Annotated in this window: 24 protein-coding genes and 1 tRNA gene; 15 read left to right on the top strand and 10 right to left on the bottom strand. The window is 56.5% G+C overall.

What is annotated here, in order from left to right; genetic code table 11:
- Window positions 1-23 precede the first annotated feature (23 nt).
- Window positions 24-1,784: an extracellular solute-binding protein gene (locus ACSC94_RS01675; protein WP_435641340.1), complete on the top strand. Its 1,761-nt coding sequence runs from the start codon at window positions 24-26 to the stop codon at window positions 1,782-1,784.
- Between the two features lie 86 nt (window positions 1,785-1,870).
- Entirely contained in the window at window positions 1,871-2,422 is a 552-nt protein-coding gene (locus tag ACSC94_RS01670; RefSeq protein WP_435641339.1) for a hypothetical protein, read from the top strand.
- Window positions 2,423-2,557: 135 nt separating this feature from the next.
- Here ACSC94_RS01670 and ACSC94_RS01665 read toward each other — a convergent pair whose 3' ends face one another.
- Window positions 2,558-3,526, bottom strand: coding sequence for a glycosyltransferase family 9 protein (locus ACSC94_RS01665; RefSeq protein WP_435641338.1), 969 nt, complete (start codon window positions 3,524-3,526; stop codon window positions 2,558-2,560).
- 16 nt (window positions 3,527-3,542) lie between these two features.
- Here ACSC94_RS01665 and ygfZ point away from each other — a divergent pair, with 16 nt between their 5' ends.
- Window positions 3,543-4,310 carry a CAF17-like 4Fe-4S cluster assembly/insertion protein YgfZ gene (gene ygfZ / locus ACSC94_RS01660; protein ID WP_435641337.1) on the top strand — a complete coding sequence of 256 codons (768 nt, stop codon included), beginning with the start codon at window positions 3,543-3,545 and terminating at the stop codon, window positions 4,308-4,310.
- Window positions 4,311-4,406: 96 nt separating this feature from the next.
- Here the strand turns inward: ygfZ and ppdK are convergent, their stop codons facing one another.
- The gene (gene ppdK / locus ACSC94_RS01655) at window positions 4,407-7,103 is read right to left on the bottom strand and encodes a pyruvate, phosphate dikinase (protein WP_435641336.1); all 2,697 of its coding nucleotides are present in this window, start codon (window positions 7,101-7,103) and stop codon (window positions 4,407-4,409) included.
- A 146-nt stretch (window positions 7,104-7,249) separates the two neighbouring features.
- On the opposite strand from ppdK, the gene ACSC94_RS01650 reads away from it, so the two are divergent.
- Entirely contained in the window at window positions 7,250-7,390 is a 141-nt protein-coding gene (locus tag ACSC94_RS01650; RefSeq protein WP_435641335.1) for a hypothetical protein, read from the top strand.
- On the opposite strand, the gene ACSC94_RS01645 is transcribed toward ACSC94_RS01650, so the two are convergent.
- Window positions 7,387-7,899: a GNAT family N-acetyltransferase gene (locus tag ACSC94_RS01645; RefSeq protein WP_435641334.1), complete on the bottom strand. Its 513-nt coding sequence runs from the start codon at window positions 7,897-7,899 to the stop codon at window positions 7,387-7,389. The two genes, ACSC94_RS01650 and ACSC94_RS01645, sit on opposite strands and share 4 nt — an antisense overlap.
- A gap of 116 nt (window positions 7,900-8,015) precedes the next feature.
- On the opposite strand from ACSC94_RS01645, the gene ACSC94_RS01640 reads away from it, so the two are divergent.
- Window positions 8,016-9,566 carry a glycine--tRNA ligase gene (locus ACSC94_RS01640; protein WP_435641333.1) on the top strand — a complete coding sequence of 517 codons (1,551 nt, stop codon included), beginning with the start codon at window positions 8,016-8,018 and terminating at the stop codon, window positions 9,564-9,566.
- A gap of 174 nt (window positions 9,567-9,740) precedes the next feature.
- On the top strand, window positions 9,741-10,151 hold the full coding sequence (locus ACSC94_RS01635) for a hypothetical protein (protein WP_435641332.1): 411 nt from the start codon (window positions 9,741-9,743) through the stop codon (window positions 10,149-10,151).
- Window positions 10,152-10,465: 314 nt separating this feature from the next.
- Here ACSC94_RS01635 and ACSC94_RS01630 read toward each other — a convergent pair whose 3' ends face one another.
- The 3 genes from ACSC94_RS01630 to ACSC94_RS01620 are packed head-to-tail and all read right to left on the bottom strand — an operon-like array spanning window position 10,466 to window position 12,751.
- Window positions 10,466-10,975, bottom strand: coding sequence for a signaling protein (locus ACSC94_RS01630; protein WP_435641331.1), 510 nt, complete (start codon window positions 10,973-10,975; stop codon window positions 10,466-10,468).
- Between the two features lie 15 nt (window positions 10,976-10,990).
- Complete coding sequence (locus tag ACSC94_RS01625; protein ID WP_435641330.1) at window positions 10,991-11,947, bottom strand: S49 family peptidase; 957 nt, start codon at window positions 11,945-11,947, stop codon at window positions 10,991-10,993.
- A 42-nt stretch (window positions 11,948-11,989) separates the two neighbouring features.
- The gene (locus ACSC94_RS01620; RefSeq protein WP_435641329.1) at window positions 11,990-12,751 is read right to left on the bottom strand and encodes a tRNA1(Val) (adenine(37)-N6)-methyltransferase; all 762 of its coding nucleotides are present in this window, start codon (window positions 12,749-12,751) and stop codon (window positions 11,990-11,992) included.
- 179 nt (window positions 12,752-12,930) lie between these two features.
- On the opposite strand from ACSC94_RS01620, the gene ACSC94_RS01615 reads away from it, so the two are divergent.
- A complete protein-coding gene (locus ACSC94_RS01615) occupies window positions 12,931-13,497 on the top strand; it encodes a hypothetical protein (protein ID WP_435641328.1) in 567 nt (188 codons plus the stop codon).
- Window positions 13,498-13,544: 47 nt separating this feature from the next.
- Entirely contained in the window at window positions 13,545-14,567 is a 1,023-nt protein-coding gene (locus tag ACSC94_RS01610; RefSeq protein ID WP_435641327.1) for a polyprenyl synthetase family protein, read from the top strand.
- A 165-nt stretch (window positions 14,568-14,732) separates the two neighbouring features.
- Here ACSC94_RS01610 and ACSC94_RS01605 read toward each other — a convergent pair whose 3' ends face one another.
- The gene (locus ACSC94_RS01605; protein WP_435641326.1) at window positions 14,733-15,566 is read right to left on the bottom strand and encodes a hypothetical protein; all 834 of its coding nucleotides are present in this window, start codon (window positions 15,564-15,566) and stop codon (window positions 14,733-14,735) included.
- 229 nt (window positions 15,567-15,795) lie between these two features.
- Here ACSC94_RS01605 and ACSC94_RS01600 point away from each other — a divergent pair, with 229 nt between their 5' ends.
- The 7 genes from ACSC94_RS01600 to ACSC94_RS01570 all read left to right on the top strand — a co-directional run bounded on the left by ACSC94_RS01600 (window position 15,796) and on the right by ACSC94_RS01570 (window position 19,444).
- Window positions 15,796-16,071, top strand: a complete 276-nt coding sequence (locus tag ACSC94_RS01600; RefSeq protein ID WP_435641325.1) for a hypothetical protein — start codon at window positions 15,796-15,798, stop codon at window positions 16,069-16,071.
- A gap of 131 nt (window positions 16,072-16,202) precedes the next feature.
- Window positions 16,203-16,279, top strand: a tRNA-Pro gene (locus ACSC94_RS01595).
- Between the two features lie 294 nt (window positions 16,280-16,573).
- Window positions 16,574-16,813, top strand: coding sequence for a YMGG-like glycine zipper-containing protein (locus ACSC94_RS01590; RefSeq protein WP_435641324.1), 240 nt, complete (start codon window positions 16,574-16,576; stop codon window positions 16,811-16,813).
- A 37-nt stretch (window positions 16,814-16,850) separates the two neighbouring features.
- Window positions 16,851-17,009, top strand: coding sequence for a DUF3309 family protein (locus ACSC94_RS01585; protein WP_435641323.1), 159 nt, complete (start codon window positions 16,851-16,853; stop codon window positions 17,007-17,009).
- Between the two features lie 242 nt (window positions 17,010-17,251).
- Window positions 17,252-17,884 carry an OmpA family protein gene (locus ACSC94_RS01580; RefSeq protein WP_435641322.1) on the top strand — a complete coding sequence of 211 codons (633 nt, stop codon included), beginning with the start codon at window positions 17,252-17,254 and terminating at the stop codon, window positions 17,882-17,884.
- Between the two features lie 144 nt (window positions 17,885-18,028).
- A complete protein-coding gene (locus tag ACSC94_RS01575) occupies window positions 18,029-18,328 on the top strand; it encodes a metal-sensitive transcriptional regulator (protein ID WP_435641321.1) in 300 nt (99 codons plus the stop codon).
- A 3-nt stretch (window positions 18,329-18,331) separates the two neighbouring features.
- Window positions 18,332-19,444 (top strand): permease, encoded by a 1,113-nt coding sequence (locus ACSC94_RS01570; protein ID WP_435641320.1) that lies wholly within the window; start codon window positions 18,332-18,334, stop codon window positions 19,442-19,444.
- Between the two features lie 99 nt (window positions 19,445-19,543).
- On the opposite strand, the gene ACSC94_RS01565 is transcribed toward ACSC94_RS01570, so the two are convergent.
- Genes ACSC94_RS01565 through ACSC94_RS01555 form a run of 3 tightly spaced genes read right to left on the bottom strand, consistent with a single transcriptional unit; the run spans window position 19,544 to window position 23,417 of the window.
- Entirely contained in the window at window positions 19,544-20,083 is a 540-nt protein-coding gene (locus tag ACSC94_RS01565; protein ID WP_435641319.1) for a hypothetical protein, read from the bottom strand.
- A complete protein-coding gene (locus tag ACSC94_RS01560; RefSeq protein ID WP_435641318.1) occupies window positions 20,083-20,487 on the bottom strand; it encodes a Rap1a/Tai family immunity protein in 405 nt (134 codons plus the stop codon). Before ACSC94_RS01560 ends, ACSC94_RS01565 begins: the two co-directional genes overlap by 1 nt.
- Window positions 20,487-23,417: a helicase-related protein gene (locus tag ACSC94_RS01555; RefSeq protein ID WP_435641317.1), complete on the bottom strand. Its 2,931-nt coding sequence runs from the start codon at window positions 23,415-23,417 to the stop codon at window positions 20,487-20,489. Before ACSC94_RS01555 ends, ACSC94_RS01560 begins: the two co-directional genes overlap by 1 nt.
- Window positions 23,418-23,472 lie beyond the last annotated feature (55 nt).

Below are 23,472 nucleotides of genomic sequence, written 5' to 3'. Positions count from 1 at the left end.
TCCTACGCAAGACCTTTATGGTAATGGCCTTTTTCCTGACGGTTTCATCCGCCAGCGGGGCTGTATGGGCAGAAGAATATTACGGTCTGGCCATGCACGGAACCCCCAAATACGGAACCGAGGCCACCCATCTGGATTACGCCAATCCGAACGCCCCCAAAGGCGGCACGTTGACGCAGGCCGCGATTGGATCGTTCGACTCTCTGAACCCCTACGCCATCAAGGGCACGGCGGTGCAAGGGCTGGCCTTCGTCCATGACCGGCTGATGGCCCGGGTGTGGGACGAGGCTTTCACCCTCTATCCCCTGATCGCTGAGAAAGTGGATGTGCCGGAGGATCGTTCTTCCATCACCATCTATCTGAACAAAGCCGCGAAGTTTCAGGATGGCAGCGCGATTACCGCCGACGACGTCATCTTCACCTTTGAAACGCTGCGCGACCATGGCCGCCCGAACATGCGCCGCGTGTACAAGCTGGTGAAATCCGTCGACCGAATTGATGCGCACACGATCAAGTTTTCCTTTGGCGAAGGCTATGACCGCGAAACCATGATGATTATCGCGATGATGCCCGTATTATCCAAAGCATGGTGGTCGGGCCGTTCGTTTGACTCCGCCACGCTGGATGTTCCGGTGGCCAGCGGCCCGTACAAAATCACATCGGTCGAGCCGGGCCGCAAAATTATCTATGAACGCGACCCGAATTATTGGGGCGCCCATCTGCCCGTCAATGTCGGCCATTATAATTTCGACCGCATCGTGTTCGATTATTATCGCGATGATTCCGTGGCGTTTGAATCTTTCAAATCCGGCGGCATGGATTTGCGCCGGGAATGGGACGCCGGAAAATGGGCCAAGGGATACGACATTCCCGCCGTAGCGCGGGGGGAGATTGTGAAAGAAGCCCTGCCCCATGGCCGGCCGGATCGCACCAATGCGCTGATCTTCAACACGCGCAAGGCCCCGTTCGATGATATTCGTGTGCGCGAGGCGTTATCCCTGTCCCTCGATGCGCCATGGATCAACCAGAATATGTTCCATGGGCTTTATAAACGCATTGATTCCTATTACCCCAATGCCGAACTGGGCGCACCAGCGGCCGCGCCGGATGCGGCGGAACTGGCCTTGCTGGAACCCCATCGCGCCCAATTGCGCGCCAGTGTTTTTGACGCCGATACACCGGACCCGACGGGGCGCGACGCCATGCTGCGTGCCGATACGTTGTTGAAAGACGCCGGATGGATTGTTAAGGACGGCGTGCGCGTGAATGAAAAAACTGGCGCGCCCTTCACCTTCGAAATCATGTTGTCATCACCGGATGATGAAAAATTGGCGCTGTCCTTCACCCGTGGTTTGAAACGGTTGGGTATTGATGCCCGGGTGCGTGTTCTGGATTCCGCCGCGTTCCTGGGTCGCCTGAACGAATATGATTACGACATGGTGTTGTATTTCTGGCTGTCCACCCTGTCGCCGGGGTCGGAACAGATTTTGTATTGGGGATGTGAAGCCGCCAAACAACCCGCGCGTTGGAATTATGCCGGGATTTGTGACCCGGTGGTCGATGCCCTCAGCATGCAGATTGCGACCGCCAACGACCGGGACGGGCTGATCACCGCCGCCCGGGCGCTGGACCGGGTTTTGATGTCCGGGCGGTATATGATCCCCCTGTTCCACCCCGGGGTCGATTTCGTGGCCCGCCGGGCCACCCTGAAACACCCGGAAACCATGCCGCTTTATGGTATGGTATTGGAAACATGGTGGGACGAATCGGGCAAAACCCCTTAATTCCCCCTTTCCCGGCTTGAGTACCCGGCCCGGTCTTGCTACATTTTCCGGGTCTGACACCTTTCTCCTATATGGACCATGAATTCATGAAACGCTCTCTGGTTACACTTGCCCTCTGCGGCGCGGCCTTGGTTACGATTGCAGGCTGCCACAGCACCACCCCGTCAACCAAAGACCAATTGGCCAAGGCCAACGGCCAATACTGGCAACGGGCGGAAACGACATCCGCTCTGTATATGCGCGGGCCGAAGGCACAGCAGATGCTGAATCAGGACATTGCCCGTTGCACCGGTGAAATCCGCGAATTGCAACGCCTCGGCGCGATCCGCACCGCGATGCCGGGCGACAACGATAAAAACGGCAACGTCCCCGACACCAACACACCGGAAGGTCGTCTGGCCCAGTGGGATTCACCGGAGCGTGATGGCCACCTGTACGCCGAACATCTGGATTACCATGATTTCGAAACCTGCATGCAGGCCAAGGGATGGGAACGCGTAGAATACATGCCGTACAAGATTGCGGACGAAGCACGCGACACCTATGTCGAAACCATCATCGACCAAAAACGCCGCTCGAACGAAATGGGCAAAAACACCAAGCCCAAAACCGCGCCGCAATATCAGGTCAACGAATAAAGAAAAACCCCGCTTCGGCGGGGTTTTTTATTGCACCCATATTCGTCACCCCGGCGAAGGCCGGGGTCTTCATCCCTTATGGCTGGAAGATTCCGGCTTTCGCCGGAATGACGACATAGATTTAATGTGGTTTGATCACGCCGACTTCTTCGGATGGTGCAGATACCAGAATTGCCCGACACTGCGCACCACCGCATCCAGCGACAGGGTGGTCATCAATGACTTCACCTTGCGCGGATCGTAACCCGGAATATCGATCAACTCATCAAACGTTTCCGGCGTGCGGACATAGGCCGCGTGCGCGCCCCACGGGCGATACAGATATGGCCAGCTCGGCCCAAACAGCCCAACGGTCGGAATACCCACCGCCGCCGCCGAATGCATCAATCCGGAATCATTCCCGACGAACAACGCGCACCGTTTCAACACCGCCGCCACATCACCGGGCGTACCCTTGGCAATCACATCAATGCGACGATCTTCGGGGATGGAGTCGAATACGGGTTTGGCTTGTGCCTCTTCCCCCGGTGCGGCGAAAACGGCGACGCGGGCTCCGGGTAAAATTCCATCCGGCGCAGTGAGTACGCGGATCAGTTCAATATAACGGTCAATCGGCCACGTTTTCCCGCGCCAGTTGGCCGTTGGGCCAATGGCCAGAATCGGGCCGCCGGCAGGGGCGATTTTTTCCGCCTTCTCCATCTGCCCCTTGGTGGGCCAGAGTTTCGGGGCCGGGGTTGTTTTCAACCCCAGAACGGCGGCGTTCTGTTCCACCTTATGCTTCTTCGCATCGATATGTTTGCCGTAGATATAACGCTTCTTCGCCGTCAGCGCGCGCGATACGGCCGAATTGCGCAGATCGACCACAATGTCCCACCGCGTCCCGACCAGCTTGCGCCAGAGTTTGAACCAGTGCAGATTATATTTCTCTTTTTTAAACGGGATGACACACCGCACATTCGGCGCCCCTTCGAACAGAGACGCCGGGATCGGGCCACACGCGACACAGATTTTTGCATCCGGGTGGGTTTTGGCCAGATGGTCGAGAATGCCGGTTGATAAAACCGCATCGCCCAAACGGTTGGATGTGATAAAAAGAATGTTCATAAGGGCGGATTGTAGCATGAACCATTTTTATTGCCAGATGCCAAACCGGGGCCGCGCACGCGTTGGCGGAAGCGATGCCACCCGGTTTTTACAGGATCTTGTCACCGGGGATATTGAAGCCGCATCGGAAACCCGGGCCGTTTATGCCTGCCTCCTCACCGCACAAGGCCGCTTCCTGCACGATTTTTTTGTGACAAAACAGGGGGATGATTACCTGTTGGAATGCGAAGGCGGCACGCGGGCGGAGGATCTGGCCGCGCGATTGAAACGCTATAAACTCCGCTCCGCCGTGACGCTGGATTGCGAACCCGTCATCACCGTTTACGCCGGAACCGGCCCGGTTCCCGATGGAAATTACACCGACCCCCGCCATGCGGATCTGGGTTGGCGCGGACCCACCGCCCCCACCAACGACACGCCAGCCGATTTTTCCCGCTGGGATGACCACCGCATCCGCCTGTGCATCCCCGACGGGTCACGCGATCTGGTGCCGGAACAATCCTTGTTGATGGAAAATAATATGGACCTGTTGCACGGCGTATCCTTCACCAAAGGATGCTTCGTCGGCCAAGAAATCACCGCCCGCATGTATCACCGCAATTTGGGGAAGAAGGTTTTGATGGCCCTCTCCTTCGCCGGCACACCGCCGACACCGGGCACCATCATCGCCGATGACGCTGGGGAGATTGGTGAAATGCGCAGTTCGTGCAGGACGATTGGATTAGCGTTGATAAAAAGAGATGCGGTGGATCGCTTAGCGCCACTCCACGTTCTTCCCCTCTAATCCCTCCATTGTCATCCTCGCGAAAGCGGGGATCCATAGGGTAGAACGGATAATCACCATGGATTCCCGCCTTCGCGGGAATGACATTGAGAGAACCTACGCCGCCCGTTTGACGGCATCAGGCTTTTTTCCGGTATTCTCCCGAATTGTCGCTTGTGCCGCGGCCAGTCGTGCGATGGGCACGCGGTACGGGGAACAGGACACATAATCCAACCCCACCGATTCACAGAACGCGATCGAGGCCGGGTCACCGCCATGTTCGCCGCAAATGCCCAGTTTGATATCCGGGCGGGCTTTACGACCTTTTTCCACCGCGATGCGCACCAACTGCCCCACCCCGTCAATGTCCAGCGTGGCAAACGGATCGCGCGCGAATACGCCTTGGCGCAAATAATCATTCATGAACGTGGCGGAATCATCGCGGCTGAGGCCCAATGTGGTTTGCGTCAGGTCGTTTGTGCCAAAGCTGAAGAACGCGGCATCGGGGGCGATTTCATCCGCCGTTAACGCCGCGCGCGGCAATTCAATCATGGTGCCGACCGTGTAGGATATTGTTTTTCCGGTTTCGCCAAATACAGCCTGCGCCGTTTCATCGACCAGTTTTTTCAACACGGCCAGTTCACGGTGCGTGGCGATCAACGGGATCATGATTTCCGGCGTCACATCAACCTTGATCGCCGCTTCGAAAATCGCGCGGACCTGCATTTCATAAATTTCCGGATAGGTCATGCCCAGACGGCACCCGCGATGCCCCAGCATCGGGTTTGTTTCATGCAGTTCGCGCAGGCGCATCCGCACCTGATCCGCGCCGATAGTGGCGATGCGAGCAAATTCCGCAATATCCGCATCGCTTTGCGGCAGGAATTCATGCAATGGCGGGTCCAGCAAACGGATGGTGACGGGCAGGCCGCGCATGATTTCAAACAATTCGGCAAAATCACCCCGTTGCGCGGGCAACAATTTCGCCAGCGCATCACGCCGCGCGGGCGCATTGTTGGCGAAAATCATTTCGCGGACATGTTGAATGCGTGTCGGGTCAAAGAACATATGTTCGGTCCGGCACAAACCGATCCCCTCCGCCCCGAACCCGCGCGCGGTTTTGGCATCCAGCGGCGTTTCGGCATTCGCGCGCACGCCCATGCGGCGCACATCATCCGCCCATTGCATCACATTCGCAAAATCACCGGACAATTCCGCTTGCACGGTCGGAACCGCGCCCAGCATTACTTCGCCTGCTCCGCCATCGATGGTGATGACATCGCCCGCCTTCACCACACGGTCGCCGACGCGCATGGTTGCGGTTTCGTAATCAATCTGCAACGCGCCCGCCCCGGCGACACAAGCCCGGCCCATACCGCGCGCAACGACGGCGGCGTGACTGGTCATGCCACCGCGCGTGGTCAGGATACCGGCGGCGGCATGCATGCCGTGAATATCTTCCGGGCTGGTTTCGCGGCGGCAGAGGATAACTTTCTTCCCGTCCTTCGCCATCGCTTCGGCATCATCGGCGCTGAACACCACGATGCCGCTGGCTGCGCCCGGCGATGCCGGCAGGCCGCGTGTCAAAATCGTTTTATGCGCGGCGGGGTCCAATGTGGGGTGCAACAATTGGTCCAGCGCCTGCGGCTCCAGACGCAACAGGGCCTCTTCCTTGGTAATCAACCCCTCGCCCACCATATCCACGGCGATTTTCAGGGCCGCCGCGCTGGTGCGCTTTCCGGTGCGGGTTTGCAGCATATACAGCGTGCCGCTTTGCACGGTGAATTCAATGTCCTGCATATCGCGGTAATGTTTTTCCAAGACCTTGCGCACGTCGTCCAATTGTTTGAACACGCCCGGCATGGTTTCTTCCATCGACGGCAGGTTTGACCCTTCCTTCTCACGCCCCAGAATGGTCAGAGATTGCGGCGTGCGGATACCGGCCACGACATCCTCGCCCTGCGCGTTGATCAAATATTCGCCGTAGAAATAATTTTCACCCGTGGATGGATCGCGGGTGAAGGCCACGCCCGTGGCGCAATCATCACCCATATTGCCAAACACCATCGCCTGAACGTTGACGGCGGTGCCCCAATCTTCGGGAATATCGTGAATGGCACGGTATGAAACGGCGCGCGCCGTCATCCATGACTTAAATACGGCACCAACGGCACCCCACAATTGGTCAACCGGGTTCATCGGGAAATCGGCACCGGTATCCCGCTTCACCAAAGCCTTGTAGGCGGCGACCACGCTTTTCCACGCATCCGCCGACAAATCGGTGTCGTTGAACACGTTATCGTCGCGTTTTTGCTGATCCAGAATGTCTTCGAAATCATGGTGCGATACGCCCAGAACAACATCGCCATACATTTGAACGAAGCGGCGGTATGAATCCCACGCAAACCGCTCATCGCCCGACGATGTGGCCAAGCCGATTACGGTTTCATCGTTCAAACCGAGATTCAAAACCGTATCCATCATGCCCGGCATAGACACACGCGCACCGGACCGGACAGAGAGCAGCAACGGGTTTTTGGCATCGCCAAATTTTACACCGACGGCATTTTCAATTTTCTTCAGCGCCGCATCCACCTGCGCGCGCAATGCGGCGGGGTATTGTTCAGCGTTTTTATAAAACGCCGTGCACACTTCGGTCGTGATCGTGAAACCGGGGGGAACGGGCAAACCCAACGACGCCATTTCGGCCAGATTGGCCCCCTTGCCACCCAGCAAGTTTTTTACAGGCCCCGGCGTATTCGGCCGCGCATTGCTTTCCTTGGCACCGAAACTGTAAACCCATTGCGTGGTCATTGGCATGATCTCCCCGGATCGAAAAATGTCGGGGTTATCCTATCCGATTCGGGGCAGAGACGGGGGATATTGCGGTGAGGTTTTCCACATCTGGAATATGGGAAAATTCAATGTTTCAAACCACGAATGGACACGAATAAACACAAATGAATTTCGTCACCCCGGCGAAGGCCGGGGTCTTCGTCCATTATGGCTGGAAGATCCCGGCCTTCGCCGGGATGACGGCCTCTGGATGTTATGCCCCTGTATTCGTGTTTATTCGTGGTCAAAAAAACCACAGCCCTTAAAAATCTTTCACCATCATCAAATTCAAATCATCATCCACGCACACAAACGCACCTTCGGATACGCGGTCCATGTCATAGACGAGACCGAAACCATCCGGCACATACCCGCGCCGTGTGTACAGGCGTTGGGCCGAGCCAAATCCGGCATGCAGGCCCACGGCCAGACCGATCATGTCGCATTTTTCTGATCGCGCCTGATCTTCGCACGCCTGCACCAATTGTTCGCCCACACCGCCACGGCGGTGATCGGGCAGGACGTAGAGATCCTGAATTTCATAGATCCCGGCGCTGCGGAACGGTTGATAGCGCGATTGGCGATTCAGCATGACATACCCGACGATGCCCGCGCCCGTTTCCGCCACAAACATCACCCGGCATTCGGCGGCAATTTCACCCATACATTGCGCGAAATATCGATCATCCCGCACCCGGTCCATCTGCGGGCGCAGGGCGTTTAAAGCGGTCCCATCGGCATCAATGGCCATGCGGATTGTGATTGTTTCGGCCATCGCCTTGTTTCCCTTATATTTTTGCCCATTGTGCGGGGCGCAAACCCGCTTTACAGGGTTTTCCCGAAACGGTAATGTGTCGGTTCCCAATTTATTGCAAAAACCGCAGGAAAACCATGTCTGTCGCTCAAGAAAAAACATCCGCAGAAATCGCCAATTCCGTAAAGGATATGAAGGAAATCGTCGCCCTGTGCAAACGCCGTGGCTTCGTCTTTCCGGCGTCCGACATTTATGGCGGCCTGAACGGGTTTTGGGATTACGGCCCACTGGGTGTTGAGCTGAAAAACAATTTGCGCGATTTGTGGTGGAAATGGATGGTCACCTGCCCGCCCGTTGGCCCAGATGGCCAGCCGGTGGATATTGTCGGCCTCGATTCCTCGATCATCCAAAATCCGAAAACATGGGAAGCATCGGGCCACGTCGGCGGATTCTCCGACCCGATGGTGGATTGCCGCGAAACCAAATTGCGGTATCGCGCCGACCATTTGATTGCATACATGCCGAAGAACGGCGAAGGCAACGGTTACGCCTTCATGGAAAATGAAGAAGAAGATGTGATCGCCAAGCGCATCAAAAACCTGTCCGGTGGCAAGAGCATTGGCAATTTCGAAGCCACCCCGCTGGTCAACCTGCCGGTTACGGCCTACGCCACCATCGTCGGCCCGGACACGAAAACGCCCGGCACCCTGACCGAACCGAAACAATTCAACCTGATGTTCCACACCTTCGTCGGCGCCACGGGCGGCGATGATAACAAGGCGTATCTGCGCCCGGAAACGGCGCAGGGCATCTTCCTGAACTTCAAAAACGTGCTGGATTCATCCCGCGTGCGCGTGCCGTTTGGTATTGCGCAAGTGGGCAAGGCCTTCCGCAACGAGGTCAACCCGCGCAACTTCATCTTCCGTTCCCGCGAATTTGAACAAATGGAAATGGAATGGTTCTGCCACCCGAGCGAAGCCAAAATGTGGCGCGATTTCTGGTTTGAACAGCGCCAGAAATTCTGGACCGCCATCGGTCTGGTCAGCGAAAATGTCCGCATGCGCGATCATGACAAGGATGAATTGTCCCACTATGCGAAGGAAGGTCTGGGCACCGCCGACATTGAATATCGCTTCCCCTTCACCGCGCCGGGCTTTGGCGAATTGGAGGGCATTGCCCACCGTTGCAATTTCGATTTGACGCAGCACCAGAAGCATTCCGGCGTTAAAATGGAATACACCGACCCGATGGACCCGAAAAACAAATTCATTCCGGATGTCATCGAACCCGCCGCCGGTTTGACCCGCGGCGTTCTGGCCCTGCTGTGCGAAGCCTATACCCCGGACCCGAACCGTCCGTCCGGCGTGTATTTGAACCTGCACCCGGCATTGGCACCGAAGAAGGCCGCCATCCTGCCGTTGACGGCGAAGGACCAGCACCCGGTCATCGCCACGAAACTGTACATGGATATCCGCAACGAATTTGCGGTGGATCTGGACATCAAACAAAACATCGGTAAACGCTACGCCCGTCAGGACGAAATCGGCACGCCGTATTGCTTCACCATTGATGACCAGACGGTATCCGACCAAACCGTGACGGTGCGCGAACGCAACACGATGTCGCAGGAGCGTATTGGCCTGGACCATGTGGCCGAGTATTTGCGGAAAAATATTCGCAGCCTTTAAGCGTTTCAGCCTTTCAAAAAAGCCCTCGCCTTGGCCGGGGGCTTTTTTTCATGCCTATCCCATGGAACAGGCCGATTTTCGCCAAATATTAACCATAACTTCACCCCCTTGCCCCCATAATAGGGCCAGTTCTATACACCAAAACCCGGAATCAGGGGTTTGAAGGGGGCCGTGATGGCAGAGAGTTTTGAAGAGTATCAGGCCAAAATCGAAAAGGCCGAAGCCTGCGAAGCCACCGATAACGAAAGCCGCGCCCTGGCCATGGGTGAGGTCGACGAAAACGGTTACAGCGCGATCGATAAAAAGATCAACGACCAATACGACACCGACAAGTACCAGACCGTGCGCACCGATGTGGCGAATTGTTACGCCGGGATTGAACGCACACCGGGATTTTTGGATGAACTGGTCGGCAAAGCCAAAGAATCATTTAAAGAAGCCGCCGATGCCGTGAAGTCCGTCGATGTCACACCGCAATTGTTGAAAGATGTCGACAGTGCGCTGGATCGCGCCAACACATCGGACAGCGAACAAAACCGCAGATGGGATCGCCAGATCACCCAATCCGGCGGGATGAGCATGTAACGAAGCTCGACACAAAAATTTTATCCAATATCGTCATCCCCCGGCTTGTCCGGGGGATGTGTTTTTTGATTGCGTGTCATACCCACCCCATCGTCATCCCGGCGCAGGCCGGGATCTTCATCAAAATAGATTAAGATTTAACCGCCACGGGCGCGACGAACGCCACGAGGTTTGTGCATTATTTTTCTTCTTCGTCATTCCCGCGAAGGCGGGAATCCATACGATCCATCCAATGGATACCGGCCTTCGCCGGTATGACAATGAAGGCGGGGTGAAATGTGAAAAGCAAAAATGACGATTACGACATTGACCGCTTAAAAAACCGGAACCAACCCACAGGGCGTGTATTCCAGCCGATAGCGGCTGCGGCCAGCAACGGGCGTGGTTTGCCCATCATAGAGAATTTTCAAAGTTGGATAATGCGTGACATGCAGATCAGGCAATCCCGGTACAGCGGCTGCCGCGCCGTCCTGTTCAAACGGTGTCAGGGCCAGTACACGTCCGGCCCCCGCCGCATGTCCAAACATTAAATGGACCATCACACTGCCATGCCCGGCCCGCTTATAACCGGATCGTGTGCTGACCTGCTGTAATTTCAAAATGTTCTGGGACGATTCATCACTATACGTCGCCGCCGCCACAATCACCCCGGCATCATTGACGCGCAACGCATACAGCGCCGTGTGATCCATCTGCAGTAATGGCATGGGGTCCGGCGTGCCGCGCTTGGATGCGGGCGACAGGATAAATTGATTGTCCGGGTGCTTGGCCGCCATGGCCATCAAGCCAGCCGCATCGGTAAAGATATTGGTGTAAAAGCTCATGGCAATATCCGCCCCTTATAACCCGTAGCGTGCCCAATGGCTGCGGTCTTCAATCGCGGCGATCGCGCCGTTGACCAGCGCAGATTCATCAAACGCAATGCCACCGCCACGGGCCGCCAGAAACGCCGGAATGAACGGCGGTTTCGCGCTGGTTTCAATCAACCGCACATCGGGGCCGAATTTTTCGCGCATCACGCCGCGCACATCGCCAATGCCGTCGATCAAGCCCAGATCGATGGCAGGCCGGCCGATCCAGAACCGCCCTTCGAACAATTCCGGTCCGGCGGCGCGAATGGCATCGCCACGGCGCGACCGCACCCAGTCGATAAATTGTTCATGGATGCCCGCCTGAAGATCCTTCAGCCGCTCCACATCCTCCGGCTTCTCCGGCGAAAACGGGTCGAGCATGGATTTGTCCCGCCCCGCCGTGTACAGGCGGCGGGTCACGCCAAATTTGGCGATCAGGCGGTCCATGCCGAACCCGGCGGAAATCACGCCGATGGACCCGACGATGGAACAATCCTGCGCGTAAATCTTGTCCCCGGCGCAGGCGAGCCAGTACCCGCCCGACGCGGCCACATCCTCGACAAAGGCGAAAACGGGAATGTCTTTTTCGTCCGACAATTGGCGAACCAGCCCGGCAATGAGGGAGGCTTGCGCCGGCGCGCCGCCGGGGGAATTGATCACCAGCGCCACGGCGCGGACACCGCGGATGGAAAAGGCCTTCTCCACCGCCTTGGACACGCGGGCATAGGACAGGGTGTTTTTCCGCATTCCGCCCATATCGGTCAAAACACCGGACAGGCGCACCACGCCGACGCGCGAGCCCTTATCGAAAATCTTCGCCAGAAGCGGCCCGATGACGGGCAAGCCTTCGGCCTTTTTCACATTGATCATTGGGGGATCGTCGCGGCCTGTGTCGCGGTCAAAATCCCCATGGTCATTCCGGTCAAAATCATCATGTGCGTTCATGCTTCGATTCATACCAGATTCGCCCCCACCCCTAAACAGGCATCAGAACAACCGTTCACCGTTTCGTAACACGGCGTCGGCTTTTTCCGTATAATCACCATTGGCTTCGTGCAGGATCAGCCCGGCATGGATTGTCGCCGGGGTCTTCCGGTCCTTCACCGCGCGGATCACCACCCGCTTCGCCGCCTGCCCATCCCGGGGCCAGAGGGGGAAAATTTCCACCGCACCAAACCGCCGATTGCCCGTCCGCCCGCACATGGCCTGAATGATTTCATCGGTCCGATCGGCGCGGTGGATGATGGTCATCGACCCGCCGGATTTCAAATTCCGGAACGCGCAATCCACCCACACACCGATATCCAGATCAAAATCCGCATGGCCCAGCGCCGTGGCGCGGCCCGTATCGGGCGATGGAGTCCACGTTCCCGCCTCCATAAAAGGTGGGTTGAAGATCACATGGTCAAAGCGTTGTTTTGGATCAGAAACTTCGAATTCAGCAATATTGCCATGAATAAATTCGCACCGATCCGTATTGTTATTCAGGGCCGCATTTTGTCGTGCCAATTCAACATATTCATCCTGAATCTCAATCCCGCAGCCAAACACGCCGGCCAAGCGTTTGAGAACACAGAAAATCGCTCCACCAACCCCGCATCCAAGGTCCAGCACCCGGTCGCCCGCCTTCGCCGGACACGCAGCGGCCAGCATCACGGAATCCAAAGACGTGCGGAACCCACCCTCACCCGGTTGCAACAGACGGACGGATTGGTTGAGGACATAAATCTCTTCAGGTGCGGCTTTCATGCCTTCACTATAAAACGAGCCCTTCCCCCTTGGAAAGGGGGGAGGGTTGGGTGGGGGGATAGAGCGCCCTCACCCAGCTCCGGCTAAGGCGTACCGCCTAAGCCGCCGCATCCCTCTCCCCCTTGACAGGGGGCGAGGGGTTTGTTTTTTGAGGAGCATTAAAGGGACGCATGAAAACCATGAACACACTCAAAACGCTCTTCACCGGAAAATCCCTGCTGGCCTGGCTGATCATGGCCGCGATTATTTTCGTGCCCCTTATCCTGTGCTTCGCCTTTCAGGCCCCACAGGTGGCCAAAGCCGCCACCGCCGAGGTCGGGGCCGTAAAGGCCTTCATGCTGGACGGAACCAAGATGGGGTTGCTGACCAGCCTGGGAATCCTCACCCTGCTCTGCTTTGGTCCCGCCGTTTATTTACATAGAAAAAGCAGAGTCACACTGGACAGCCATGTGGGCACCACCGCCCTGTGGACCGCGATCCTCAGCACCGCCCTTGGCATCGCCGCCGGAGCCTATGATATTGTGACGGGCAATGAGGCCTGGCTGATGGGGTTTTTAGCAACGACGGCGGTCACGTTTATCACCGTGATCATCCCCGCTTTGATGGCCATGATCGGTTACTGGTTCCTGGCCGTCCGCACCCAGGATGGCCAGGCCGCCGCGCCCGCGTTCTCCATCCTTCTCGTTTTATGGAACATTGAATGTTTCCTGATTGCCACGGGACAGGCCGTGCAGGCCAGCACATAATTTAGGGTGGCTTGATTAAACGCCCCCCATCCATTAACACTTTGGGCATGATGATGACGCCACAAGCCGCACCCAAAAACGATACCGAAACGATCCACCCGCTGGATCATTTGTCGTCATTGCTGGGCGATGATCTGGCCAAGGTGAACGCGCTGATTATCGCGCGCATGGATTCCCATGTGGCCCTGATCCCGCAACTGGCAGCATGGTTGATCGCCGCGGGCGGCAAACGCATTCGCCCGCTCCTCACACTCGGCTGCACGCGTCTTTACGGATACACCGGCGACCGCCCGTTTGGTTTGTCGGCCGCCGTTGAATTTATCCATACCGCCACCCTGCTCCATGACGATGTCGTGGATGAGAGTGTTGAGCGCCGGGGCAAACCCTCCGCCAACATGGTGTTTGGCAATCAGGCCAGCGTGCTGGTCGGTGATTTCCTGTTCTGCCGTTCGTTCCAGTTGATGGTGGCGGACGGATCGATTGACGTGTTGCGCATCCTGTCCGACGCATCGGCGACCATTGCCGAGGGCGAAGTGCTACAACTCTCCGCCGCCAATGATTTGTCCACGGGCATGGAAAAATATACGGCAATTATCGAGGCCAAAACCGCTGCCCTGTTCGCCGCCGCGTGCGAAGTCGGCCCGATTATTGCGGGCGCGGATACAACGGCGCAAAAAGCCATGCGCGATTTCGGGTATTACCTCGGCATGGCGTTCCAGATTGCGGATGATGTTTTGGATTACAGCGCCAACCGCGAAAAATTGGGCAAGACCGTCGGTGATGATTTCCGTGAAGGCAAATTGACCGCGCCCGTATTGATGGCATTGGAACGCGCCGATGCGACCGAACGCGAATTCTGGGCCCGCACGATGGAACGCCGCGAACAAACCGATGCCGACCTGGCCACCGCGCAAGCCCTGCTGGTCAAGCATGATGCGCTGAACCGTGGATTAGCGCTGGCCCGCGAATACGAAGCCAAAGCGCGCGCCGCCCTGCACACCGCCCCGAAAAACGCCATCCGCGATGCGCTGGATGACGTTTTGTCGTTCGCCGTTGGGCGTGATCATTAAGTGATAGATTGTCCCCTGCCCTCATCCCCGCGGCCCCGCGCCAGCGGGGCTTAAACGGCGGGGATCCGGTTATGCGCGCGGCAACGCCGCGCACGTTATTGTGCCGGATGCCCGCCTTCGCGGGCATGACAATATTTTTGGTGCATGATCAATATTGAATAGCCCCTAGAACCCGGCCTTGATCGCGAACCCCACGGTCGTGCCGTGGTCTTTGTTCTGCTCGACCTCCAGCCCCGCACGGCCCGGGCCCACATCGTGGTACACACCCGCCCGCGCGCCCACGCCTTCTGATCCGGCGCTGGCCCCAAAAACGGCAGACAGTTTTTCCATCCGGCCCTCCTTGCCCAGACGCACATCCAGATCGGTGGATGCGGTATAGGACGTGCCACGCCGTTCGCTGAACGTCGCCTGTGCCGCAACGGTTGCTTCGGCTTTTGTATCCCATGGGGTTTTGAATTGGTATTGCGCTCCTTCACGCACATCGACACGCACGCCATCTTTTTCTGTCAGCGACACTTGCGCCGCGCTGGATGCAACGGCGGCATCCACACCCAGAAAATCGTCATGGGTTTTGCGAATATTGGCGCTGGCGTGCGCCGTGCCATCCACTGTGACGCCCGCCGTGGCCGATGCGCGGAACGCCCTGCCCAGAAATGTTTCATCGGACAGACGCGCCCCCACCAATGTTTCGGATTCGGCATGATGTTCAAACGGGTCGTTGGACAGGCTGATCGATGAATTGAAATCACCCGTCGTGCCAATCAGCACACCACCCTGCGCGAGTTTGCCATCCGCGCCACCGCGTTGGTAAAAAACTTCCGGCGCATTGTCGCCGTTAAGGCCGACACGCACACCATCGCCCTTCGGACCGACAGACACCTGCGATTCTTCAAATTGTAATGTGACGTTGCCACTCGGCGAGATCGGCATTTGCAGCGGGCCGGTGGAGACCGGAGGGCTGGCCGGCGCAGGGGATTGGTCTTTCTCGTCTTTTTCCATGGGCACTCACTTACGCAGAGAGGATTGTCAAAATTTACATAAATATAGGCCCATTAAGTTACCCAAACCTTAAAATCCGCTCCCCAAGCCCTCCCCCTATGCCAAGGGCTATAAACCGCAGATTTTCAACGTTTTTTATGGCCGGAGCCCACGAAAGCCTATAAAAACGCTTGCAGTGCGGAAAAATCTGTATTATGTTAAACAAAATTTCCAACCGAGGGTGCGTATTATGAGTGCAAACAACAAATTGATCGGCGCGGCTTCCGTCTTTGCTTTGGCCTGCGGCCTTGTGGCCTGTGGCGACAGCGATGTATCCGCCGACAAAGCCTTCTGCCAGATCGACAACGACGCCAAATACCCGGTGCAGATTATCAGCGCATTTGATGGCGCCCTGCTCCGCGAAGGCACGGAAAAAGCGTTCCCGGTTGATCGTGACGCCGGCACATGCTCCGTCCCGCAGGACAACCGCAGCGGCTCTTATTTCGTGTATCAGCTGAAACGCTAAGCCCGCCATACAGCGAAAACCGATGAAACCCCCGGATCAGGGGGTTTTTTCATGGCCTTTTTGCCCTGTTTTTCAATAAGCCAATTGACAGCCCGCCCCGATTTACGCTACCTCTCTGGCCTTGCTTGGATCGGGGCGTAGCTCAGCTTGGTAGAGCGCTACGTTCGGGACGTAGAGGCCGGAGGTTCGAATCCTCTCGCCCCGACCATTTATAAAAAAGCCCCCGTTTGGGGGCTTTTTTATTGCATCTTTCCGCGAAAATGTTGGCGCCGCACCGCGTTGTTCATACGCATCCATTTCGCCCTATATAAATAACTGACACCATCGTTGGTTCATGCGCGACCGTATTGGCCGCACCGACAATATTGCCCCCTTTTTGTTGAACATGAATTTGCAATGCCGAATTTGATCGGTGTTGCCGCTTTCGCGTATGGAACGAAAGCATGGCTCTGTGCGTTGGTGTACACAAACCATTCAAACCCAGAACCAGAGGAGGCCTAATATGTTACGTCTCATCATTTATTCGGGACTTGTGATCATACTTTCTGCTTGCGGAACATCGACATCAGACCGCGCGATCAGCGGCGGTGCCATTGGCGCGGGCGTTGGTGCGGTTGGTAGTTCCGTAACCGGTGGCAGTGCGCTGACCGGGGCTGTCATTGGTGGTGCTGTCGGCGCAGCGGCTGGTGGCCTGACGGACGAAGATGACATTGATCTTGGGAAACCCGTCTGGAGAAAATAGTAACCGTTTCTCATCGTAGCGGTAGAAAGGAATTATTATGAGCCTCACAACATTATTGATCATTGTCTTATTGTTGATGGTGATTGGCGCTTTGCCAAGCTGGCCTCACAGCCGCAATTGGGGTGTGTACCCCAGCAGCGGTTTGGGCCTTGCTCTCATCGTCCTTCTTGTTCTGATGTTGATGGGTCAAATATAGGCCCATCAAAAAATGCGCATTACAAGCGCATTCACAAACATTTGAAACAAATTCAAGCCATCACAACATGACCACCGAATGCCGCAGATTTCTGCGCCATTCGCCTCACCGTGTGAAAAATGCAACGGTCACGCAAGAAACCTATCCCTCGAAATATTATCCTTAAGGTTTCCCTATAGACTGAACGTACTACCCTTAATGGTCGATATCAGGTGTACACCGAAGATCGAAAGGACAAAAAAATGTTTAGACCAGCGTATATTTTGCCCGGCGTGGTGGCTGTGATGCTGTTGGCATCGACGGCGGCCAATGCGGCCGGGTATGAATGGAAGCGCGTTGATTACCAATATCTGCAAAGCGTTTCCGAAAAAGAACGTGGCATGTTGCGCATCTACAAAGATTATGAAGAACGTGAACCATGCCAAAATTACCGCACATTACCGGCAGAGGTAATGTACGTGGATTGTAAGCTGTATCACCGCGTAGCAATCCCAGATCCACCACCGCCGCCGGCTCCGACACCGGCCCCTGTGCCGCAAGTCGTGTCCAGCTATGAAATTTTCTTCCCGCTGGACAGCACGGCTCTGGATCTGCAAGCCCATGCCATGGTTGATAAAGCCGCGTCCGACATTGCGTTGTATCAACCCAGTGGCGTTGTGGTTGCGGGTTACACGGACACATCCGGTACCCCCGCTTATAACGATCAGTTATCAGCCAACCGGGCTATGGCGGTGTCTGCTGCGCTTACCAAACGCGGCATTCCGAACACGGCCATGGATCTGGAGGCACACGGTCAAAACGACCTGAAAGTGCCCACGGAAGATAATGTTCGCGAACCGCAAAACCGCCGTACGGTCATTCATTTCATGAAATAGACCACGGCGCATAATCCCTTCAAAAGCCCCCGGCGCAAAACCGGGGGCTTTTTGTGCCTTCATATGCCTTATTATATACCCTCCGGGGGTACTTGACCGATATACCCCCAGAGGGTATATAATAAGGGCATAGGGAGAGAACCAATGAGTGATGCCGCCCATCCCCACGAACACGCCGCCCACACGGACCAGATTCCGCGCCTGAACCGTATTGCCGGACAGGTCGAAGGGGTGAAGAAGATGATTGTCGAAGAGCGGTATTGCCCCGACATCATCACGCAATTGCGCGCCATTCGCGCCGCGATCAAAACCATCGAAGCCAATATTCTGGAGCGGCATTTGCATTCCTGTGTCGCCGGAACGATTGCCAGCGGCGACAAAGACGAAGCCGCGACAATGATCGAAGAAATCAAAGACTTGTTTAAGCGTTTTGAACTGGATTAAATCATGAAAAATTGTTGCTCCGGCAAAGATGTATTTGAAACCGCGCCTCCGGCCCCGATTGACACCGCCGGGTGCTGCGCCATGCCGTCGGATAAACAACGGCCGGATTACCTGCTCTGGGGGTCTGGCACGATTATCGTGGGCGGTATATCCGCGCACCTGATCTGTAACAGCCTGAGCATTGATGCACCATTGATTCACCATTTTGGCCATTCGGTTCTCGAACTGGCCAGCATGATGTGGTGGGGTGTTATTCTGGGCTTGGTCGCCGTTGGTTTGATGAGCCGTGTACCGCGTGAATATTTCACCGCCATGCTGGGCCGTGGCGACAGCGTGGGTGGCATTTTCCGTGCCGCCGCCGCCGGGTTGCTGCTCGACCTCTGCTCCCACGGTATTTTGATGGTGGGCGCGAAATTGTATGAACGCGGGGCCAGTTTGGGGCAGGTCATGACCTTCCTGATCGCCAGCCCGTGGAACTCGTTCTCACTGACACTGATCCTGCTGGCCATGATTGGGGTGAAATGGACCTTGGTGTTTATCGCGGCCTCTGCCGTCATCGCGATTGTAACGGGCTTTATGTATCTCGCCCTGACCCGCGCGGGTGTTTTGCCGGAGAACCCGCATAAAACGGAATTGCCGGACGGGTTTAACATGATGGCGGATGCCAAAGCGCGTTTGAAACATTTTAAATTCACCCGCGCCTTTGCCGTGGATGTTTTGCGCCATGGCTGGATTGACGGGAAAATGGTTTTGCGGTGGCTGGCGTTCGGTATTGTTCTGGCCGCGTTGATCCGCACCTTTGTGCCGATGGATACATTCGCCACATGGTTTGGCCCGACCATTGCCGGTTTGTTCCTGACCCTGCTCGCCACGACGTTGATTGAGGTGTGTTCCGAAGGGTCCACACCGATCGGGGCCGATCTAGTCACACGCGCCGCCGCGCCGGGGAATGGCTTTGCCTTCCTGATGGCCGGGGTATCGACGGATTATACCGAGATGATGGTCCTGCGCGATATGACGAAATCGTGGAAGATTGCGCTGTCTTTGCCGCTGCTGACCGTGCCGCAAATTCTGGTGCTGGGGTGGATTATGAACCAGTTCGGGGCGGGTGGTTAACATCACCCCGTTGGGCATTCCCGTGAAAACGGGAATCCATGGGGGCTATCCGCCGTTCCGTATGGATCCCCGCTTTCGCGGGGATGCCACAGCAAGGGTTTAAACAATCACCAAGCCATAAATCAGCAACACGCTGGCGATAATCGTCAGAGGCCACGCCACGCTGCCGGGTAAACCACCGCGCACGAAAAACCAGTACTGGATGAAAAACATCGGGATGGATGCGACCATAAACATGCGCAGGCGCAAGCCCGTGACCATGTTCCATTCAGGGAACAGTACCAAACTGATGATCAAAGTCAGGCATAACAGGCCCGCCATGCCCTTGTACCAGACATCGGCATAATCGGAAAACCGCACCGACACGCGAATGAAAATCCAGAACAAGGCCGGAATAGACACAAACACCGCCATCCACAACGCCGTGTTATAGGCGAAGGAATCTTCGAACAAATAATGCAGGAACCCACCCCACCCATCGACCCGCCACGCGATGCCGATGATGGAGGCAATGTAAGTCAGGCTGACCACCGGAAGATAGCGGCGGACAATGATGTCGTAAAAATCGCGCGGCACAAACCGCGCGTTTTCATCAGGTTGTATATCAAATGATTGTTTTTGCGGGCGACGCGAGAACATTACTTTTTCTTCTTCCCGCCACAGGGGAACGATTCATACAATGCCATCACAACCGCCGGGGCCGCGACAAATGTATCGTGCTGCGGGTTTTTATTGAGATAGGCCAAAACAACGGCATGCAAACGGTTCATCGATGTATTCACGGGCAGGCAGAAGCGCACCTCGGGTGCCATTTTCATGGACAGCATCAGATTGTGGTAATCGACCACGCCGGAAATATACGCCTGACACGCCGCATGACCGCCGCGCACCGCTTCCTTGCCCTCACCATCAACACCACAGACGTAGCGCAGATAGGCCCCGGAAAACCGCGCGCCTTCGGCCCGGACATCGGATGCGCCGACGCCCAGAACCGCAACCATCGTGGCCGCCCATAAGAGGGTTTTGATGGTTGGTGCGACCATTATTTGCCGTCGCCGGATTTCAATTGCTGCAGGATTGCAAACGGTGAATCCGCCTTGGTTTTGGCTTCGGCGGAAATCACATATTCTTTGCGTTCACGCGGTTCCGGCTTGCCGCCTTTGCCTTTATTGAACGGCTTGCGATCGCTATGTTTTTTATCGCCGAATTTCTTTTCACCGCCCGGTTTACGGTCGCCGTGCGGACGTTTTTCGTTATGTTCGCGGCGGGGCGGACGGGATTCATTGGCTTTGCCGCGTTTCAAGCGGAACGTGGCCAGAACCGGCTTCGCAGCCACTTCGGCCTTGCCCTCTTCCGTTTTTACCTCTGCCGTATCATCCGATTTGACTTCGGCAATCAGCGCTTCCGCTGTTACCTCAACCACAGGCGTTTCGGCAGGAGCCTCAGCCGGGACTTCAGCAGAAACTTCAACCGGAGCCGGTTTGTCTTCGACCTTTTTGTGGCCCATTGATTCCAGAACCTTGTACAGGTCAGGGATGGAGCAACCCAGCCATTCGGCCATCTCATGCTTGGCCTGAAACTCACCCTTCACGGCGTTATCGTAAATCGCGCTGATCAAACGATCCAGCATATCGACGCGGATCACGCGGCCGCCATAGACCGGATACCCGATGGAGCGGAAATACACCGGGTCAATCGCGGCTTCATCAATAATTTTTGACACCATGCCGTCATTCGGCACATCGGCGGGCAAGGCTTTGTCGTGCCACAACGACCAGAGCAACGCACGCAAGCGCACCGCCGCCGGTTTGTTCAGCGCGGGCAGGAACACCAGAACAGGACCCAGACGGATTTTGCGTGCACGCAGCGCCGCGCGATCTTCCGGGGTCAGTGTGCCGATCAATTCTTCGACCTGTGCGCGCGGAACGATGCCCAGCCCTTCATACACCTGCCACGCAATACCGCGTACGGATGCGTTGATTTTGTCATCTTCGGCTTCCAGCGCTTTCAAAGGCTCCAGCACAGTGGCGATATGGTGCGTGTGCAGCCATTCACGGATATGATCCGTCACCGCGACCTTGTCCTGTCCCTGCAGCAAATCGCTGTCGATCACGTCGACATCCGGCTTCATCAGAGATGCGCCCTTGCGCACGCGCGCGACCGCTTCGCCCGGCAACGGATTGGTTGCATCCTTTTGCCAGAAAATTTGACCATCATCGGTCAGGCGAAATTGTTTCGGTACGGAATTCAGCATAATCTTTAATCTTCTCTCTATTTCCGGTTTCAGGGCGCTGCGCGCCGCTGTCATCACCGCCTTGCGGTCTGATCCGCCGGCGGCTTCGTCTGGAATAAAACGGAAGGCCTGTAAATGCCCGACCTCGTGCCCTTCGACCACGACGGAGCCATCGCCCCGCACACCAGCCAGAAGAGGACCACCCGATTCCAGCGAGCGCATCAACACCGCCGAACGGCGATCGACAAAACGCTGGGTCAGACAATCATGCAGGGCATCGGACAGGCGATCTTCGATCGCCAGTGTTCGTGCCTGCCACGGGGCAGCTTTCTGCAGCCATTCCGATTTATGCGTAATATACGTCCAGGTGCGAATATGTGCAATGCGGGCCATCAGGGAATCGACCTCGCCATCCACACGATCCAGCCGGGAAATGTGGGTTTCCACCCAGTCTTCGGGCAGGGTTCCCCGGCCTTTCAGGTGTAAAAACACCTGTTCAACAAAGGCTTGGTGCGATTCGGACAGGGTTTTGCGAAAATCCGGGATCTGGCAGACTTCCCACAGGAGCTGGATCATCTCCGGCCCCTGAACGGCCTGTAAAATGCCCTCCCGCTGGGCCAGATGGGCCAAAGCGGCGTAATCATCCGCCGGGCGGCCCCGTTGCAGCAGGCTGGACCCCGACCCCACCTCCAACGACCGGAGCAGATTCGGGATGGTCGAAAAATCCAGATCGGCGTTCCGCCAGTAGATGAAGGGCAGTGGATCGAAGATATGATGTTCAATCGCCTCGACCATATCCGGGTCCAACCCCGGCACCGGGCCCGTGACTCCGAACGTGCCATCGCGCACATGGCGTCCGGCGCGGCCCGCGATTTGCGCGATCTCCGCCTTGTCCAATGACCGGATATGCGCGCCATCAAACTTCCGCGTGGCGGCCAAAGCGACATGGTGAATATCCATGTTCAACCCCATGCCGATGGCGTCGGTGGCGACCAGAAAATCAACCTCGCCAGATTGATACATTTCAACCTGTTTGTTCCGCGTGCGTGGGGACAACGCACCCAGCACCACCGCCGTACCACCGCGATGCCGTCGGATCAAATCGGCATTGGCGTACACATCATCCACCGAAAACGCCACCACCGCCGTGCGTTTTGGCAAGCGGGTGAGTTTTTTGTACCCGCGATAGGTCAATTGCGACAGGCGAGCGCGGCTTTCAAATTCGATATTGGGGATCAGCGCCTGCATCAACGGGCGGATTGTTTCCGCGCCCATGAACATGGTTTCGACGATGCCACGTGACCGCAACAGGCGGTCGGTAAAAATAAACCCGCGTTCCGGGTCGCCGCACAGTTGGATTTCATCGACCGCCAAAAAATCAAATTTCTGATCCACCGGCATGGATTCAACGGTGCAAACATAATAGCGCGCATGGGGCGGAATGATTTTTTCCTCGCCCGTGACCAAGGCCACGGCCTGCACGCCCTTACGCTCCACAATACGGTCATAATTTTCGCGGGCCAGCAGGCGCAACGGAAACCCGATCACACCGCTATGGTGTGTCAGCATCCGTTCAATCGCCGTGTATGTTTTTCCCGTATTGGTTGGCCCCAAAACGGCCAGAATCCGCCCGGGTGTGCGTACGGCTGTGTTTGTTCGCGTCCCTGTCATAATCTCTATTGATATACGATATTTTCCGGGATTATCAGCCGAAAAAGCCCCTTCGCGGGCTATATGCACGGTTTCCTTTCTGCTAGTCTTTCCCCCGCCTTTTCCCAATCCATCGGAGTCCGCA

The sequence above is a fragment of the Micavibrio aeruginosavorus genome, from assembly GCF_051245535.1.
GTDB classification, from domain to species: Bacteria; Pseudomonadota; Alphaproteobacteria; order Micavibrionales; family Micavibrionaceae; genus Micavibrio; species Micavibrio aeruginosavorus_D.
This window is presented reverse-complemented; position numbering and strand designations above follow the sequence as displayed.

Excerpts from the sequence above, each read along its gene's own strand:
- ACSC94_RS01580 (WP_435641322.1), top strand. The coding sequence starts at position 17,252 with ATGTTTAGACCAGCGTATATTTTGCCCGGCGTGGTGGCTGTGATGCTG.
- ACSC94_RS01610 (WP_435641327.1), top strand. The coding sequence starts at position 13,545 with ATGATGATGACGCCACAAGCCGCACCCAAAAACGATACCGAAACGATC.
- ACSC94_RS01585 (WP_435641323.1), top strand. The coding sequence starts at position 16,851 with ATGAGCCTCACAACATTATTGATCATTGTCTTATTGTTGATGGTGATT.
- ACSC94_RS01675 (WP_435641340.1), top strand. The coding sequence starts at position 24 with ATGGCCTTTTTCCTGACGGTTTCATCCGCCAGCGGGGCTGTATGGGCA.
- ACSC94_RS01605 (WP_435641326.1), bottom strand. The coding sequence starts at position 15,566 with ATGGAAAAAGACGAGAAAGACCAATCCCCTGCGCCGGCCAGCCCTCCG.
- ACSC94_RS01625 (WP_435641330.1), bottom strand. The coding sequence starts at position 11,947 with ATGAACGCACATGATGATTTTGACCGGAATGACCATGGGGATTTTGAC.
- ACSC94_RS01630 (WP_435641331.1), bottom strand. The coding sequence starts at position 10,975 with ATGAGCTTTTACACCAATATCTTTACCGATGCGGCTGGCTTGATGGCC.
- ACSC94_RS01645 (WP_435641334.1), bottom strand. The coding sequence starts at position 7,899 with ATGGCCGAAACAATCACAATCCGCATGGCCATTGATGCCGATGGGACC.
- ACSC94_RS01670 (WP_435641339.1), top strand. The coding sequence starts at position 1,871 with ATGAAACGCTCTCTGGTTACACTTGCCCTCTGCGGCGCGGCCTTGGTT.
- ACSC94_RS01650 (WP_435641335.1), top strand. The coding sequence starts at position 7,250 with ATGAATTTCGTCACCCCGGCGAAGGCCGGGGTCTTCGTCCATTATGGC.
- ACSC94_RS01570 (WP_435641320.1), top strand. The coding sequence starts at position 18,332 with ATGAAAAATTGTTGCTCCGGCAAAGATGTATTTGAAACCGCGCCTCCG.
- ACSC94_RS01575 (WP_435641321.1), top strand. The coding sequence starts at position 18,029 with ATGAGTGATGCCGCCCATCCCCACGAACACGCCGCCCACACGGACCAG.
- ppdK (WP_435641336.1), bottom strand. The coding sequence starts at position 7,103 with ATGACCACGCAATGGGTTTACAGTTTCGGTGCCAAGGAAAGCAATGCG.
- ACSC94_RS01620 (WP_435641329.1), bottom strand. The coding sequence starts at position 12,751 with ATGAAAGCCGCACCTGAAGAGATTTATGTCCTCAACCAATCCGTCCGT.
- ACSC94_RS01635 (WP_435641332.1), top strand. The coding sequence starts at position 9,741 with ATGGCAGAGAGTTTTGAAGAGTATCAGGCCAAAATCGAAAAGGCCGAA.
- ACSC94_RS01560 (WP_435641318.1), bottom strand. The coding sequence starts at position 20,487 with ATGGTCGCACCAACCATCAAAACCCTCTTATGGGCGGCCACGATGGTT.
- ACSC94_RS01640 (WP_435641333.1), top strand. The coding sequence starts at position 8,016 with ATGTCTGTCGCTCAAGAAAAAACATCCGCAGAAATCGCCAATTCCGTA.
- ACSC94_RS01565 (WP_435641319.1), bottom strand. The coding sequence starts at position 20,083 with ATGTTCTCGCGTCGCCCGCAAAAACAATCATTTGATATACAACCTGAT.
- ACSC94_RS01665 (WP_435641338.1), bottom strand. The coding sequence starts at position 3,526 with ATGAACATTCTTTTTATCACATCCAACCGTTTGGGCGATGCGGTTTTA.
- ACSC94_RS01590 (WP_435641324.1), top strand. The coding sequence starts at position 16,574 with ATGTTACGTCTCATCATTTATTCGGGACTTGTGATCATACTTTCTGCT.
- ACSC94_RS01600 (WP_435641325.1), top strand. The coding sequence starts at position 15,796 with ATGAGTGCAAACAACAAATTGATCGGCGCGGCTTCCGTCTTTGCTTTG.
- ygfZ (WP_435641337.1), top strand. The coding sequence starts at position 3,543 with ATGAACCATTTTTATTGCCAGATGCCAAACCGGGGCCGCGCACGCGTT.
- ACSC94_RS01615 (WP_435641328.1), top strand. The coding sequence starts at position 12,931 with ATGAACACACTCAAAACGCTCTTCACCGGAAAATCCCTGCTGGCCTGG.